The sequence below is a fragment of the Geobacillus sp. PLS 41 genome (assembly GCF_056494105.1).
Map to the genome: position 1 here is coordinate 965,690 of NZ_CM151395.1, position 13,621 is coordinate 979,310.

The following is a 13,621-nucleotide window of genomic DNA, read 5'->3' on the forward strand; positions in this document are numbered from 1 at the left end:
CCATTGAAAGGGGGAAGGGCATGCGCATTCCGCAGCTTAGGATGGAAGCGACGTACGCCAAGCTGGCGATCTCAAGCGAACCCGCGCGGCTCGAGATTGCCCAGCCCCATGCCGACATGGCGATCGAGCAGCCGTCCGCCGACATGCGCATCGCTTCCATCCCCGCCCGCCTGACGATCGACCAGACCGAGGCGTGGGCGGCGGTGAACAACAAGCACGTGTTTCGGCTCATTCGGGATGCGGCCGCTGACGGGCGGCAAGCGGTGCTCGATTTCATCGAGCGCGCTGCGGTCCAAGGCGATGAACTGATGCGCATCGAGGACGGCGGCAACCCGCTCGCCGACCAAGCCGTTGTAAACAGTGAAGACCCGCCGCTCGAGTTCAACATCGCCCTCGTCCCGCCGCCGTTTAGCGTCAAGGTCGACTATGAACCAGGACGGCTGGCGATCGACTGGAACACCCACGCGCCGCGCATTGATGTGAAGGCGCATGCGCCGATCATCCGCTACCAGCAAGGAACGGTCAAGATCGCCCTCGCCCAGCGCCCGTCGCTTCACATTGACGTCGTCATTTGAGAAAACAGGAGGAACGATTCATGAATATCGACACGAAATACCACGGAACCGTGGCGGTGAAGGAAGAAGACATTATCCATTTCCCACATGGCTTGCCCGGATTCGCCGACGAAAAGCGGTTCGTCCTTCTTCCGCTCGCCGACACGCCGTTTGTCATCTTGCAGTCGGTCGAGACCCCTGCGCTCGGGTTTGTCTTGATCGAACCGTTTTCGTACTTTCCAACATACGAATTTGAACTGGATGAAGCGACGGTCGAACAACTTAACATTGAAAGCGAACGCGACGTCGCGGTGTACGTGATCCTCACCGTCGCCGACCCGTTTCACGAGACGACGGCGAACTTGCAGGCGCCCGTGGTCATCAACGCCCGCAAGCGGCTTGGCAAGCAAGTGATCTTAACGAACCCCCCGTACCAAACGAAACATCGCCTTTTCCCGGACAAAGTGGCGACGTAAAGGAGGCGGCCTGATGCTTGTTCTAACGCGCAAAATCAAAGAAGCGATCCAAATCGGCGACGACATCGAAATCACCGTCCTCGCCATCCAAGGCGATCAAGTGAAACTCGGCATCAACGCGCCCAAACACGTCGACATTCATCGCAAAGAAGTGTACCTCGCCATCCAAGCGGAAAACAGCGCCGCCTCTCACGCCTCCAAATCATCGCTCGAACAGTTGAACGAGCAGTTGAAGCACTGGAAAGGGGGGAAACAAGCATGAGCGTCAGCATCGGCGGAGTGCCAGTCCAAGGCGTCGTCGCACGCATTGTGCAAGATAATAAGGCCATTGCCGAACAAGCCTTAAACGAAATGATTAACAAACATAAAGACGATCCAGCTCATAACATTAAAGAAATCCAACAGCCTTCGCCATTTTCCCAATTTCTCGACATCAAAATCTAAAAAATTTTTCTCCAATCTATTAAACTTCTAAAAAACAAACCGATATAAAAAGTGAACGCGGCATAGCGAAGAAAGGCGGCCGACTTTCTTCCTATCCGCGAATCTATCATTCCACAAGGACGTGGAACAAAAAATTTCAAGGAGGAAAGAACGATGAGAATTAACCACAACATTGCGGCGTTAAACACGTATCGTCAATTAACGATCGGTCAAGGCGCCGCAGCGAAAAACATGGAAAAACTGTCTTCCGGTCTGCGCATCAACCGCGCGGGCGATGACGCTGCTGGTCTTTCCATCTCTGAAAAAATGCGTGGACAAATTCGTGGGCTAGAGCAAGCAGCTCGCAATGCACAGGATGGTATCTCTCTCATCCAAACAGCCGAAGGAGGTTTAAATGAGGCGCATGCAATTTTGCAACGCATGAGAGAGTTAGCAGTTCAAGCAGCTAATGATACCAATACTACGGAAGACCGACAAGCTATCCAAGATGAGGCAAACCAATTGGCTAAAGACTTAAACCGAATCGCTAATAATACAGAGTTTAACACTCAAAAACTGCTAAACGGGACTGGTGGTCCAAATAGCGATGGTTCTTTCGTGTTTCAAGTGGGTGCAAACCAAGACCAAACAATCACTTTGACGATTGGTAATATGACAGCTGGAACAGGGCTATCCGTAGCAACAGGCGATGACGAAACTGCTAATGCAATTGATATTAGTAGTGACTCTGCAACAGCAACGGCGGCTATCACTACTATTGATCAAGCTATAAAAAAGGTTTCAGCTGAGCGTTCTAAATTAGGGGCTTATCAAAACCGTCTCGAATACTCGATTAACAATTTAAATACTTCTGCGGAAAACTTAACTGCCGCAGAATCCCGCATCCGTGACGTTGATTATGCCTTAGCCGCTTAGCGGCAACAGGCACAGTCGTCCTGGCTGGAAACGGCTAGGATCATCACCGGGTGAATTGCTGGGAAGCCCTGAGAGCCTTTAGCGCCACAACGGAGCCGGAAACGGCAGACGTGACGGCAGAAAAAGCTGAAGGATTGGGCAATCAGCAGCCAAGCTCCTGTCCCGAAAGGGTGGAGAAGGTTCAACGACTAGGGCATACCGCCTACGGCTTGTGCTATGGCGATGAAGCCCGTAGGGTGAAGAGGATTTCCATCGTCCTCGCTCATCCGAAGCGCCCGGCCCCTAACAGGTGAAGCTGAGGGTGAAGATGTAGTCTTGTCCCGCACCGAAAGGGCGGGTGGCACGATGGCCAAAGAAATGATGGAATTCACGAAAAACAACATCTTGGCGCAAGCGGCGCAAGCGATGTTGGCTCAATCAAACCAACTGCCGCAGGCGGTGTTGCAGCTGCTTCGGTAGGCTGGTTTGGCGGGCGTCTTAGCTGGAAACGGCTAAGAGGATGACTGGGTGAATTGCTGGGAAGCCCTAAAGCTTTCCTTGCCACAACGTAGCTGGAAACGGCCGGCGTGACGGCTTGAAAAAAGGAAAGATGCAACAATGGGCAATCAGCAGCCAAGCTCCTGTCCCGAAAGGGTGGAGAAGGTTCAACGACTAGGGCATACCACCTACGGCATGTGCTATGGTGATGAAGCCCGTAGGGAAGGCGGACGCCGACCCGAAGCGCCCAGCCCCTAACAGGTGAAGCTGAGGGTGAAGAGGTAGTCTACACAACGGTCGAAAGACGTTGAGGCATGGCAAGCCAACCAACAACCGCAAGGAGTTTTACAGCTTCTGCGTTAATTTTGAATGGTTTAGGAGGAACCCTAGCTTTGCTTTGCTAGGGTTCCTCGGTATTTTGTGGAATGTAAATATTTTATTTTGGTTTCACATTCGGGAGTGAGGATGAGCATTGAGCAAATGATTCAGAAAAGTTGTTTGTACCATATCACTCATTATCGCAATCTTCCGTCTATCTTTGCCCAAGGCGGGCTCGTAGCAAATAATCTTGCCAAATCGAAAAAAATTTCTTATGTCGATATTGCACACGCCAGCATACAAGATCGGCGGTTGACCACATGGGTTCCATTGCCCCCATTTGGCACTTTGCATGATTACGTCCCCTTTTATTTTGCACCCCGTTCCCCGATGTTATATGCTATAAACAAAGGACGTGTAGAAGGGTACAAAGGCGGACAAGATGAAATCGTCTATCTTTTGACCCGAACGGATCTCATTCATTCAAGCGGTTTGTCATATGTGTTTACGGATGGTCATCCGGTGATGAAAGTCACGGATTTTTACCAAGACCTTTATGAGTTGAGTCAAATTGATTGGGATATTATGCGCTCAACGTATTGGCATGATACCGAAGAGGACCCTGACCGCAAACGAAGAAGGCAAGCTGAGTTTCTGGTTTATCAGTTTGTCCCCATTCATCTTCTTGCCGCCATTGCTGTAAAAAGCAGAGAATGGGAGCTGATCGTCAGGAAAATCGCGGCCCAGCACCGTTACCGAGGTTCCATTATCGTCCGCCCAGAGTGGTATTTTTAAAGGGGTGAAGGTGATGATCATCCAAAAAAAGGGAAATCTTTTGGAAGATGAGTCCGAGGCGTTAGTTAATACAGTCAATTGCGTCGGCGTTATGGGCAAGGGAATCGCTTTGCAGTTTAAACAGGCGTATCCGGAAATGTTTTCGGAATATGAAAAAGCGTGTCGGCGCGGGGAAGTGCAAATTGGAAAGATGCATGTCTTTTCGACAGGAACATTGCTTCCTCCGAAGTATATTATTAACTTTCCAACTAAACGTCATTGGAGACATCGTTCACGCCTCGAAGATATTGAGCAGGGGCTTGCGGATTTGGTGAATGTTGTTAAGGAATTAAACATTCATTCGATTGCTCTTCCTCCCCTTGGCTGCGGTAATGGCGGTCTTCGCTGGGAAGTGGTGCGTCCGAAAATTGAAGCCGCGTTTGCTTCGTTGCAAGATGTGACTGTTCATTTATATGAACCAGCTGGCAGCCCACAACCGGACCGAATGAACATCCGGACGAGCCGACCGAGGATGACAAGGGCGCGCGCCTTGTTGCTTTTGCTGATGAATGATTATTTGCTTCCAGGGTATCACTTGTCGTTATTGGAAGTGCAAAAACTCGCTTATTTTCTCCAAGAGGTAGGGGAGCCATTAAAGCTGCGGTTTGTGAAGGGGGAATATGGTCCGTATGCAGACAATTTGAATCATGTGTTGCTGCGGATCAACGGCCATTTTCTCTCGGGGGTTGGTGATCGCAGCGGCAGGGCGGAAATTCGCGTGTTGCCTCATGCGGTTCAGGAAGCGGAAGAGCAGCTGCACGAAGATGTTGAGGCGAAGAATCATTTGAAACGTGTGCGTATGATCATCCGTGGATTTGAAACGCCATACGGCTTGGAGCTGTTGGCTACGGTGCACTGGGTGGTCAAAGAACACCCTCACATAAAAAACGACCTTGATGCGGTCGCCGATGCCGTGGGCAGTTGGAATGAGCGGAAAAGAAAACTGTTTCCTAAGCGGCATATTGCTAAGGCGTTGACCCATTTGTGCCAAGTTTGTGCGTTTGATTAAGTTACTTTGGCTGTTTTGGAAATACCTTCAAAGAAAAAATGGCAGATAAGGTTTTCCTTTATGAACAAGCTGGAGAGAAGGTGATGATGCCGCCAAGCCCAGGAAGGCGGTTTGTTTGCCTTAGCCTTTCTCAAACGGATTGCCGCCCATTGGCTTTCCCGTTATGCGTCAGTCAGCGGGTGTCATCGTTTTTCACCGGTCTTTTCAAGGGGCTGGTGAAAAACGATCTCTTCCCGCTCTGACAGCAGGTTTCACGAACAGTACAGGCCGCTATTCGTTGAGAAGTTTTCTTTTGCAAGGGTTCTCCGTTAAACCGACGCTTAAAAGAGGCGGTCATCCGTCCAAAACATCTTCGCCCTCGTTCGTTTTGAGGTTGTCTCTATTCCGTTCTTTGTTTTCAGCCACCTTTCCCCCAAATGAAATTCCCCTTCCCCCTTTACATCTCCCGCTTCCTATCCGATATAAATCATAGAAAGCGTCCAAACCAAAGGAGCGGATCCGGATGACGATTGAACGGTTGTCTTCTTCGTTTCCTTCTTATGAACCGATGCGAAATGACCAGGCGAAGACGAATGCTGGGCTGTCGGCGGTGCGGCCGCCGGAAGGGGAGGAGTCTGTTTCTTCTCCTGCGCGGCTGTTTTCGCACGATGAGCTCGAGAATGTAGTCAATGGGTTGAATGAGTTGCTGCAGCCAAGCCATACATCAATTCGGTTTGAGCTGCATAAGGAGCTGAATGAGTATTACGTGCAAGTAATCGATGAAAAGACGCATGAGGTGATCCGCGAAATTCCGCCGAAAAAGCTGTTGGATATGTACGCGGCGATGATGGAGTTTGTCGGGCTTTTGGTGGATAAAAAAATTTAACGGTGGTGAGTCGAAATGGCGAATACGTTGCGCATCAGCGGCCTCGCGAGCGGGATGGACATTGACAAAATCGTGAGCGATTTGATGAAAGCGGAGCGGATGCCGCTTGATAAATTGAAGCAGAAAAAGCAGCTGCTCGAGTGGCAGCGTGATGATTATCGAGAGATGAATAAGCTGCTCAGCGAGTTAGATACATCGATCTTTGATGGAATCTATCGGCAGGCGACGTTTACGAAGCAGACGGTTATCAGTTCGAATGAAGCGGCTGTTTCTGTTCGAAACATTAGCTCTACTTCCCAATTGACATCAACTATCAAAGTGACACAACTGGCAGAGAATGCTTATATGTATGGAGCTGTTGCCGTAGGCAATGCCAATTTCGATCCATCCCAAACGTTGCTTAGTCAAGATAGCAACATCACGAAAAATAACGGCTACACGTTGAGCAGCGGGACAAAGGAGATTCGCATTAAGGCGATTAAGAGCGATGGCACGATGCCGACCGAGTGGACAACGATTCAATTTGATCCGAGTGTTGATTCATTAAACTCGTTGATTAATAAAATAAATAGCTCTCAGGCCGGGGTAGTGGCTTTTTACGATAGCCGAACGGGCAGAGTGTCATTGACGGCGAAAAATACAGGCGATGCGTCAGAAGGTGCTGAAATTGTAATTGATGGTACAGCTGACAGGTTTTTGATTGACGTGTTAAAGCTACCTCAAGACAGTGATATTGCTGCTGCGACACAGGATCCGAGCAATAATACGATCATGTTGGGGAGAAAAGGAAAGAACGCTCAGTTTACAATTAACGGTTTACCAACGGAACGTCCAACGAATGTGTTTCAGATTAACGGGTATGAGTACACATTAAAGCAAACAACCGCAAGCGAAGTAACCGTGACTGCCTCGACGGACGTTGATGCCATTTTCAATTCGATCAAGTCATTCGTCGACAAATACAACGACACAATCGCCAAAATCAACGCCGAGCTGAAAGAAGAGCGCTATCGCGACTATCCGCCGCTGACGGATGAACAGAAGGAAGCGATGACGGAAAAGCAAATTGAGCTGTGGGAAGAAAAAGGCAAAAAGCGGCATGCTTCGCGGCGATTCGATTTTGTCAAGCGCCCTCAGCAAAATGCGGATGAATGTGTACACGAAAGTCGAAGGAGCGAACATTCCAAGCGGGTTCTCGCAGCTCGCGCAAATCGGGATTACGACGTCGTCGAATTACCTTGACGGTGGGAAGCTGATCATTGACGAGACGAAGCTGCGGGAGAAAATCAAGGAAAACCCGGATGCCGTCTATCAGTTGTTTAACCAAGACGGGGCGACGGATGCGGAAAAAGGGATCGCCCGCCGCCTGCGTGATACGATCAAGGAAACGATCGGGAAAATCGAGCAAAAGGCGGGGAAAACCGTTTGGACAAACCAACAGTTTGCGATCGGGCGCGATTTAATCCAGATCAATGACCAAATTGACCGGTTTCAAGATCGGCTGAAACAGATTGAAGACCGCTACTACCGCCAATTCACAGCGATGGAAGAGGCGATTCAGCGCGCCAACCAACAAAGCATGTATTTGATGAATGCCTTTGGCGGCATGCAAAGATAACGATCAGCGGCTGTGGCATGCAGGCGTCCGTTGGCGCTTGGCCATCATCGGAAAGCGATCCGCTTCCTGATGATGGAGGTTTTAGGCTGAGACAACTGAAAAGGCGCGACGCCTCTTGAAAGGGGCGGTTTGGCTGAAAAAAACGTTCTTGCTTCAATCTTGAAACGTGTGCAGCACTTGACGTGGAAGAGGAGTGATCGGGATGGCAACGAACAATCCGTATCAACACTACCAAGCGAACGCTGTGCAGACGGCGTCGCCTGGGGAGTTGACATTGATGCTGTATAACGGCTGCTTGAAGTTTATCAAGCTCGCGCGCCAGGCGATGGAGACGGGCGATATCGCGGCGCGTAATGAAAACTTGTTGAAGGCGCAAAAGATCATTTTGGAATTGATGGCGACGCTGAAAATGGAATATGACGTCGCGAAATCGATGATGACCATGTATGACTACATCTACCGCCGCCTAGTCGAGGCGAATGTGAAAAACGATGCGGCGATTTTGGACGAGGTGGAAGGGTATGTCATCGAGTTTCGCGATACGTGGAAGCAAGTGATTCAGCTGAACCGGCAGCGCCAATACGCGGAAGGCGGGCAGGCGTAATGGGCGTGGTGCATGATGTATGGCGGGTGACGAAGGAGCTGCTGGAGGCGACGGCGCTGCCGTGGCCGTCCGAGGAGCGGGAAGAGCGGCTTCGGACGGTTGATCGATTGCTTCGGGAGCGCGAGGAGCTGCTTCGGAAGCTGCGGCCGCCATACAGCGAGGAAGAACAAGAGCTTGGCCGTGAGATCATCGTTTGGAATCAAGAGATTGAGGCACGGCTGCTTCGGGTGTGCGAAGAAATTCGCCGCGACTTGCGGATGACAGGGGCGAAGCGGCAGGCGAACGTCCGCTACGTTCACCCGTATGAGCAGCCGCTTTCGTTTGATGGGATGTTTTACGACAAACGGCGATAAAGAAAAGGACAGCACGCGCTGTCCTTTTCGCTTCAGACGGCTTTCACGATCGTGATGTTCATCTCTTTCCGCAAGTCAATCTCATACGGGCTTTTCAGCTCCTCGCCCGCGGGATTTTTGATGACGCGGACGATGGGGCGGAGCGGGAAGCCCGGAAACACTTGCGAGACGATGCCGACTTCTCCGGTGTTGAGTTTGACGGTCGTGGCGACCGGGTAGACGGCGATGTAGGAAAGAAAGAGCTTAATGAGTTCGTAGTCCAGCATGCCGCCCGCCGCGGATAGGTATTCGGCTGCCTCGTGCGGGGAGTATTGTCTTCGGTGGTAGCGCGCCGACGTCAAGGCGTCAAAGACGTCGGCGATGGCGACGATGCGGGCGTATTCGTGAATTTCCTTGCCCGATAAGGCGCGCGGGTAGCCGCTGCCGTCGCACCGCTCGTGGTGCTGCAAGGCGCAGTGGGCGGAAAAGAGCGAGATGTTGCGCTGGCGACGCAGCAGTTCGAAGCCGAGATATGTATGGCGGCGGACGATTTCCTTTTCCTCTTCCGTCAAGGCTCCTTTTTTCCGCCAAAGACCGTCAGGCAGCTGGGTCATGCCGATGTCAAACAGCAGCGCGCCGATGCCGAGGTCAAGCAGCTGCTGGGGGCGATACCCTTTGGCGATGCCGATGACGCCGGCGATCGTGGCGACGTTGACCGAATGGTGGAAAAAGTAGCCGTTTGAGATGACCAAATCCGACAAGTTGATGAGCAAATCTTCTTGTTTGAGCAAATAGTCCAAAATGTCTTTGAACACTTTTTCGTACTCTTTTCCTAAATCGAGGGAAGACACGCGGCTGAGCAGCTTTTTTTGCTCGATCAAGGCCGTCATCGTCTCGTACACTTTTTTCACCGCCTGCTGGCGCACGGTCGGGCTGATGAGCGGGCGCGGGCGGATGTCATAGGTTTGTTTGTCGTTAATATAAATGTATTGAACCCCTTTTTGCGCCAACGAGCGGATGTAGCCGCTTGTCAGCCGTACGCCGCGCGACAAAAGGACGCTGCCGTTGGCGGCGAACAAGTCGACAGCGAGCACGTCGCCGCTTTTTGCATGAGAAATATGGATCTTTCGCATTGTTCACACACTCCGTACTTTCCACACCGATTAAGAAAAAACGCCCATGCCTATTTTACCATATTTTCCTATGATTTTCACAAAATCTTCGAAAATATTTTTGATTGAAGCAGGGGTTTGATGGGTAATGAAAAAATGTAGGGATCTATAGTTTGAAAATAAGGAGTGGTCAGCCATGATGTATCACATTCGCGGGGAAAACATCGAAGTCACGCCTGCGCTGCGCGAGTACGTGGAGAAAAAAATCGGCAAGTTGGAGCGCTATTTCGACCGCACCGATGACGTGAATGTCCATGTCAATTTAAAAGTCTACAACGATGGACAAGGGAAAATCGAAGTGACCATTCCGATGCCGCATTTGTTGCTTCGGGCGGAAGAGCGCCATAACGATATGTATGCGGCGATCGATTTAGTGACGGATAAACTGGAGCGGCAAATCCGCAAACATAAAACGAAAGTCAATCGGAAGCTGCGCGACCGCGAGAAAGAAGCGAAGCTGGCCGCCCCTGTGCCAAGCGGCGCTTCTGCGGCAGAGAGCGAAGACGAGTTTGAAATCGTGCGCACGAAACACTTCAGCTTGAAGCCGATGGACAGCGAAGAAGCGATTTTGCAAATGAATTTGTTGGGGCACAACTTCTTCATTTTTACGAATGCCGAGACGAACCGGACGAACATCGTCTACCGCCGCAAAGACGGAAAATACGGATTGATCGAGGCGAATTAAACGGTTGCCTCTTGTGCGCATCCCCTGCTTTTTTGGGCAGGGGATGTTATAATATGCATGAGAAAAATCAAAATGGGGGAGAGCGATGGAGGAATTGTTGCGTCAAATTTTGTCCAAGTTGGACAACATGGAAAAAGGGTTTTTGGTGTTCCAAGAAGAAACTCGCCAACGGTTTGAGCAGATGGATGGCCGTTTGACGGAGATGAACGGACGCCTCGTCGGCCTCGAACAGGAAATGGGCGCAGTGAAAGAGCGGTTAGACCGTGTGGAAACGCGGTTGGGCGGCGTAGAGACCCGGTTGGACGGCGTGGAAACGCGGTTGAATGGTGTAGAGACCCGGTTGGACGGCGTGGAAACGCGGTTGAATGGCGTAGAGACCCGGTTGGACGGCGTGGAAACGCGGTTGGACGGCGTAGAGACCCGATTGGACGGCGTGGAAACGCGGTTGAATGGTGTGGAAACTGAATTGGAGGAAGTGAAAGAGACGCTTCATCGGGTCGAAACGCAGCTTGTGGATGATGTGCAAATATTGCTTCGCAAAATTCATGAAAAAGTTGAGGAGAAAAGTTTTGAAATTTATGCGCTGAACCGGCGGCTTCACCATGCGGAAGCGGCGATTGAGCAGCTTCCGTCCAAGGCGTGATCCCCTCTCTTGGACATGCCCCTCTCCCAGCCTGTACAACAGTTGTCACTGATCCCTGTATAATGATATGATGAATAAGTGAGTCCATGAAAAATAAGGAGCGTTTCCTATGCTTGGAGTCTTAAAAAAAGTATTTGACCCGAACAAGCGTCAGTTGGCAAGACTGGAGAAAATTGCGGATCAAGTGGATGCGCTCGGTCCGGAGATGGCCCGACTGTCCGATGAACAGCTGCGGCAAAAAACCGAGGAGTTTAAAGCCCGCTATCAGCAAGGCGAATCGCTCGATGACTTGCTTGTTGAGGCGTTTGCTGTTGTGCGCGAAGGAGCGAAGCGCGTCCTCGGTTTGTACCCATATAAAGTGCAAATTATGGGCGGCGTCGTCTTGCATGAAGGCGACATCGCCGAGATGAAAACCGGGGAAGGGAAAACGTTGACGGCGACGATGCCTGTCTATTTGAATGCCTTGACGGGGCGCGGCGTGCATGTCGTGACAGTCAACGAATACTTGGCGACGCGCGATGCGACGGAAATGGGCAAATTGTATGAGTTTTTAGGCATGACCGTCGGCTTGAACTTAAGCGGCATGTCGCGCGAGGAGAAGCAGGCGGCGTACAACGCCGACATTACGTACGGGACGAACAACGAGTTTGGCTTTGACTATTTGCGCGACAACATGGTGCTCTATAAAGAGCACATTGTGCAGCGGCCGCTCTATTATGCGATCATCGACGAGGTTGACTCGATTTTGATCGATGAAGCGCGGACGCCGCTCATCATTTCCGGCACGGCGCAGAAGTCGACCAAGCTGTATGTGCAGGCGAATGCGTTTGTCCGCACGTTGCGCAAAGATGTCGATTACACATACGATGAAAAGACGAAAAGCGTCCAGCTGACGGAAGAAGGGATCAACAAAGCGGAGCGCGCGTTTGGCATCGACAACTTGTTCGATTTGAAACACGTCACGCTCAACCACCATATTCAGCTGGCGCTGCGGGCGCACGTGACGATGCAGCGCGATGTCGACTACGTCGTGCAAGACGGAAAAGTGATCATCGTCGACCCGTTCACCGGGCGCTTGATGCACGGCCGCCGCTACAGCGATGGGCTTCATCAAGCCATTGAGGCGAAAGAGGGGCTCGAGATTCAAAACGAGTCGATGACCTTAGCCACGATTACGTTCCAAAACTACTTCCGCATGTATGAAAAGTTGGCGGGGATGACGGGGACGGCGAAGACGGAAGAGGAAGAGTTCCGCAACATTTACAATATGCGCGTCGTCGTCATTCCGACGAATCGGCCGGTCATTCGTGAAGACCGTCCGGATTTGATTTATCGGACGATGGAAGGGAAGTTCCGCGCCGTGGTTGAGGACATCGCCGCCCGCCATGCGAAAGGGCAGCCGGTGCTCGTCGGCACGGTGGCGATCGAAACGTCCGAGATGTTGTCGGAGATGCTCAAAAAACGGGGCATCCCACACAACGTCTTAAACGCGAAAAACCATGCGAAAGAGGCGGAGATCATTGCCCAAGCGGGGCAAAAAGGCGCGGTGACGATTGCGACGAACATGGCCGGGCGCGGGACGGACATTAAGCTCGGCGAAGGGGTCAAAGAGCTCGGCGGATTGGCCGTCATTGGCACGGAGCGTCACGAAAGCCGGAGGATCGATAACCAGCTGCGCGGCCGCTCGGGACGCCAAGGCGATCCGGGGGTGTCGCAGTTTTACTTGTCGCTTGAGGATGAGTTGATGCGCCGCTTTGGTTCCGAGAGCCTCATGGCCATGATGGACCGCCTTGGGATGGACGACTCGCAGCCGATTCAAAGCAAAATGGTGACGAAAGCGGTCGAGTCGGCGCAAAAACGGGTGGAAGGCAACAACTTCGACGCCCGCAAACAGCTGCTTCAATATGACGATGTCCTGCGCGAACAGCGGGAAATCATTTACCGCCAGCGCTATGAAGTGCTCGATTCCGACAACTTGCGCGGCATTATCGAAAAGATGATCCAATCGGTGATCGAGCGCGTCGTCAACGCTCATACGCCGAAAGAAGAGGTTCCCGAAGAATGGAATTTGAAAGGGCTCGTTGAGTATCTCAACGCCCATCTGCTTCCGGAAGGGGATGTAACGGAAGCTGACTTGCGTGGCAAAGAGCCCGAAGAGATGATCGAGCTCATTTGGGCGAAAGTGAAGGCGCGCTATGATGAGAAAGAAGCGCAAATCCCGCCTGAACAGATGCGCGAGTTTGAACGCGTCGTCGTCTTGCGCGCTGTCGATATGAAATGGATGAACCATATCGACGCGATGGAGCAGCTTCGCCAAGGCATCCATTTGCGCGCCTACGGGCAAGTCGACCCGCTGCGCGAATATCAGATGGAAGGCTACGCCATGTTTGAGGAGATGATTGCGGCGATTGAAGAGGAAGTCGCCACCTATATTATGAAGGCGGAAATTCACCATAACCTTGAGCGCCAAGAGGTGGCCAAAGGCGAAGCGGTTCACCCGAAAGAAGACGGCGAAGAACCGAAGAGAAAACCGGTCCGCAAGGCGGTGCGCGTCGGCCGAAACGACCCGTGCCCGTGCGGGAGCGGGAAAAAATATAAACATTGTTGCGGAAGAGTGGTATAACCGTTTATAAATAATAAAGGGAGGCTCGGCCTCCCTTTTGAATGGCAGACAT

At 51.6% G+C, this 13,621-nt stretch carries 16 protein-coding genes and 1 pseudogene; 16 read left to right on the forward strand and 1 reads right to left on the reverse strand.

Going from position 1 to position 13,621, the window contains the following annotated elements:
* Window positions 1–20 precede the first annotated feature (20 nt).
* From ACVX3G_RS04690 to fliT, 13 genes and pseudogenes are all read left to right on the forward strand, one after another.
* Window positions 21–575, forward strand: coding sequence for a DUF6470 family protein (locus ACVX3G_RS04690; RefSeq protein WP_014196771.1), 555 nt, complete (start codon window positions 21–23; stop codon window positions 573–575).
* Window positions 576–595: 20 nt separating this feature from the next.
* Window positions 596–1,030 (forward strand): flagellar assembly protein FliW, encoded by a 435-nt coding sequence (gene fliW / locus ACVX3G_RS04695; protein WP_014196770.1) that lies wholly within the window; start codon window positions 596–598, stop codon window positions 1,028–1,030.
* A gap of 13 nt (window positions 1,031–1,043) precedes the next feature.
* Window positions 1,044–1,292 (forward strand): carbon storage regulator CsrA, encoded by a 249-nt coding sequence (csrA, locus tag ACVX3G_RS04700; RefSeq protein WP_014196769.1) that lies wholly within the window; start codon window positions 1,044–1,046, stop codon window positions 1,290–1,292.
* Window positions 1,289–1,474 (forward strand): hypothetical protein, encoded by a 186-nt coding sequence (locus ACVX3G_RS04705; RefSeq protein ID WP_014196768.1) that lies wholly within the window; start codon window positions 1,289–1,291, stop codon window positions 1,472–1,474. The genes csrA and ACVX3G_RS04705 overlap by 4 nt, the downstream gene beginning before the upstream one ends.
* Before the next feature lie 153 nt (window positions 1,475–1,627).
* A complete protein-coding gene (locus ACVX3G_RS04710; RefSeq protein ID WP_014196767.1) occupies window positions 1,628–2,389 on the forward strand; it encodes a flagellin N-terminal helical domain-containing protein in 762 nt (253 codons plus the stop codon).
* A 345-nt stretch (window positions 2,390–2,734) separates the two neighbouring features.
* Window positions 2,735–2,848 carry a flagellin gene (locus ACVX3G_RS04715; protein ID WP_014196766.1) on the forward strand — a complete coding sequence of 38 codons (114 nt, stop codon included), beginning with the start codon at window positions 2,735–2,737 and terminating at the stop codon, window positions 2,846–2,848.
* A gap of 483 nt (window positions 2,849–3,331) precedes the next feature.
* The gene (gene darT / locus ACVX3G_RS04720) at window positions 3,332–3,979 is read left to right on the forward strand and encodes a type II toxin-antitoxin system toxin DNA ADP-ribosyl transferase DarT (protein WP_083227533.1); all 648 of its coding nucleotides are present in this window, start codon (window positions 3,332–3,334) and stop codon (window positions 3,977–3,979) included.
* Between the two features lie 13 nt (window positions 3,980–3,992).
* Window positions 3,993–5,027 (forward strand): type II toxin-antitoxin system antitoxin DNA ADP-ribosyl glycohydrolase DarG, encoded by a 1,035-nt coding sequence (darG, locus tag ACVX3G_RS04725; RefSeq protein ID WP_014196764.1) that lies wholly within the window; start codon window positions 3,993–3,995, stop codon window positions 5,025–5,027.
* Between the two features lie 502 nt (window positions 5,028–5,529).
* A complete protein-coding gene (flaG, locus tag ACVX3G_RS04730) occupies window positions 5,530–5,892 on the forward strand; it encodes a flagellar protein FlaG (protein ID WP_069304512.1) in 363 nt (120 codons plus the stop codon).
* 15 nt (window positions 5,893–5,907) lie between these two features.
* The gene (fliD, locus tag ACVX3G_RS04735) at window positions 5,908–7,134 is read left to right on the forward strand and encodes a flagellar filament capping protein FliD (protein ID WP_479454585.1); all 1,227 of its coding nucleotides are present in this window, start codon (window positions 5,908–5,910) and stop codon (window positions 7,132–7,134) included.
* Window positions 7,031–7,510, forward strand: a pseudogene (gene fliD, locus ACVX3G_RS04740) (flagellar filament capping protein FliD); the annotation flags it as partial. The gene fliD (ACVX3G_RS04735) and the pseudogene fliD (ACVX3G_RS04740), both read left to right, overlap by 104 nt.
* A 202-nt stretch (window positions 7,511–7,712) precedes the next feature.
* On the forward strand, window positions 7,713–8,114 hold the full coding sequence (gene fliS / locus ACVX3G_RS04745) for a flagellar export chaperone FliS (protein ID WP_033026276.1): 402 nt from the start codon (window positions 7,713–7,715) through the stop codon (window positions 8,112–8,114).
* Window positions 8,114–8,467 carry a flagellar protein FliT gene (gene fliT / locus ACVX3G_RS04750; protein ID WP_014196758.1) on the forward strand — a complete coding sequence of 118 codons (354 nt, stop codon included), beginning with the start codon at window positions 8,114–8,116 and terminating at the stop codon, window positions 8,465–8,467. The genes fliS and fliT overlap by 1 nt, the downstream gene beginning before the upstream one ends.
* A gap of 32 nt (window positions 8,468–8,499) precedes the next feature.
* On the opposite strand, the gene ACVX3G_RS04755 is transcribed toward fliT, so the two are convergent.
* Window positions 8,500–9,579: an HD-GYP domain-containing protein gene (locus tag ACVX3G_RS04755; RefSeq protein ID WP_021321656.1), complete on the reverse strand. Its 1,080-nt coding sequence runs from the start codon at window positions 9,577–9,579 to the stop codon at window positions 8,500–8,502.
* Window positions 9,580–9,754: 175 nt separating this feature from the next.
* Between ACVX3G_RS04755 and hpf the strand changes: the two genes are divergently transcribed.
* From hpf to secA, 3 genes are all read left to right on the forward strand, one after another.
* Window positions 9,755–10,303, forward strand: a complete 549-nt coding sequence (gene hpf / locus ACVX3G_RS04760) for a ribosome hibernation-promoting factor, HPF/YfiA family (RefSeq protein ID WP_021321655.1) — start codon at window positions 9,755–9,757, stop codon at window positions 10,301–10,303.
* An 85-nt stretch (window positions 10,304–10,388) separates the two neighbouring features.
* A complete protein-coding gene (locus ACVX3G_RS04765; RefSeq protein ID WP_479454586.1) occupies window positions 10,389–10,946 on the forward strand; it encodes an LA_3659 family protein in 558 nt (185 codons plus the stop codon).
* Between the two features lie 109 nt (window positions 10,947–11,055).
* Window positions 11,056–13,569: a preprotein translocase subunit SecA gene (secA, locus tag ACVX3G_RS04770; RefSeq protein ID WP_013146417.1), complete on the forward strand. Its 2,514-nt coding sequence runs from the start codon at window positions 11,056–11,058 to the stop codon at window positions 13,567–13,569.
* Window positions 13,570–13,621 lie beyond the last annotated feature (52 nt).

Bases quoted from the DNA above. Each gene is read 5' to 3' on its own strand.
- ACVX3G_RS04690 (WP_014196771.1), top strand. From the start codon at position 21: ATGCGCATTCCGCAGCTTAGGATGGAAGCGACGTACGCCAAGCTGGCG.
- fliW (WP_014196770.1), top strand. From the start codon at position 596: ATGAATATCGACACGAAATACCACGGAACCGTGGCGGTGAAGGAAGAA.
- csrA (WP_014196769.1), top strand. From the start codon at position 1,044: ATGCTTGTTCTAACGCGCAAAATCAAAGAAGCGATCCAAATCGGCGAC.
- ACVX3G_RS04705 (WP_014196768.1), top strand. From the start codon at position 1,289: ATGAGCGTCAGCATCGGCGGAGTGCCAGTCCAAGGCGTCGTCGCACGC.
- ACVX3G_RS04710 (WP_014196767.1), top strand. From the start codon at position 1,628: ATGAGAATTAACCACAACATTGCGGCGTTAAACACGTATCGTCAATTA.
- ACVX3G_RS04715 (WP_014196766.1), top strand. From the start codon at position 2,735: ATGGCCAAAGAAATGATGGAATTCACGAAAAACAACATCTTGGCGCAA.
- darT (WP_083227533.1), top strand. From the start codon at position 3,332: ATGAGCATTGAGCAAATGATTCAGAAAAGTTGTTTGTACCATATCACT.
- darG (WP_014196764.1), top strand. From the start codon at position 3,993: ATGATCATCCAAAAAAAGGGAAATCTTTTGGAAGATGAGTCCGAGGCG.
- flaG (WP_069304512.1), top strand. From the start codon at position 5,530: ATGACGATTGAACGGTTGTCTTCTTCGTTTCCTTCTTATGAACCGATG.
- fliD (WP_479454585.1), top strand. From the start codon at position 5,908: ATGGCGAATACGTTGCGCATCAGCGGCCTCGCGAGCGGGATGGACATT.
- fliS (WP_033026276.1), top strand. From the start codon at position 7,713: ATGGCAACGAACAATCCGTATCAACACTACCAAGCGAACGCTGTGCAG.
- fliT (WP_014196758.1), top strand. From the start codon at position 8,114: ATGGGCGTGGTGCATGATGTATGGCGGGTGACGAAGGAGCTGCTGGAG.
- ACVX3G_RS04755 (WP_021321656.1), bottom strand. From the start codon at position 9,579: ATGCGAAAGATCCATATTTCTCATGCAAAAAGCGGCGACGTGCTCGCT.
- hpf (WP_021321655.1), top strand. From the start codon at position 9,755: ATGATGTATCACATTCGCGGGGAAAACATCGAAGTCACGCCTGCGCTG.
- ACVX3G_RS04765 (WP_479454586.1), top strand. From the start codon at position 10,389: ATGGAGGAATTGTTGCGTCAAATTTTGTCCAAGTTGGACAACATGGAA.
- secA (WP_013146417.1), top strand. From the start codon at position 11,056: ATGCTTGGAGTCTTAAAAAAAGTATTTGACCCGAACAAGCGTCAGTTG.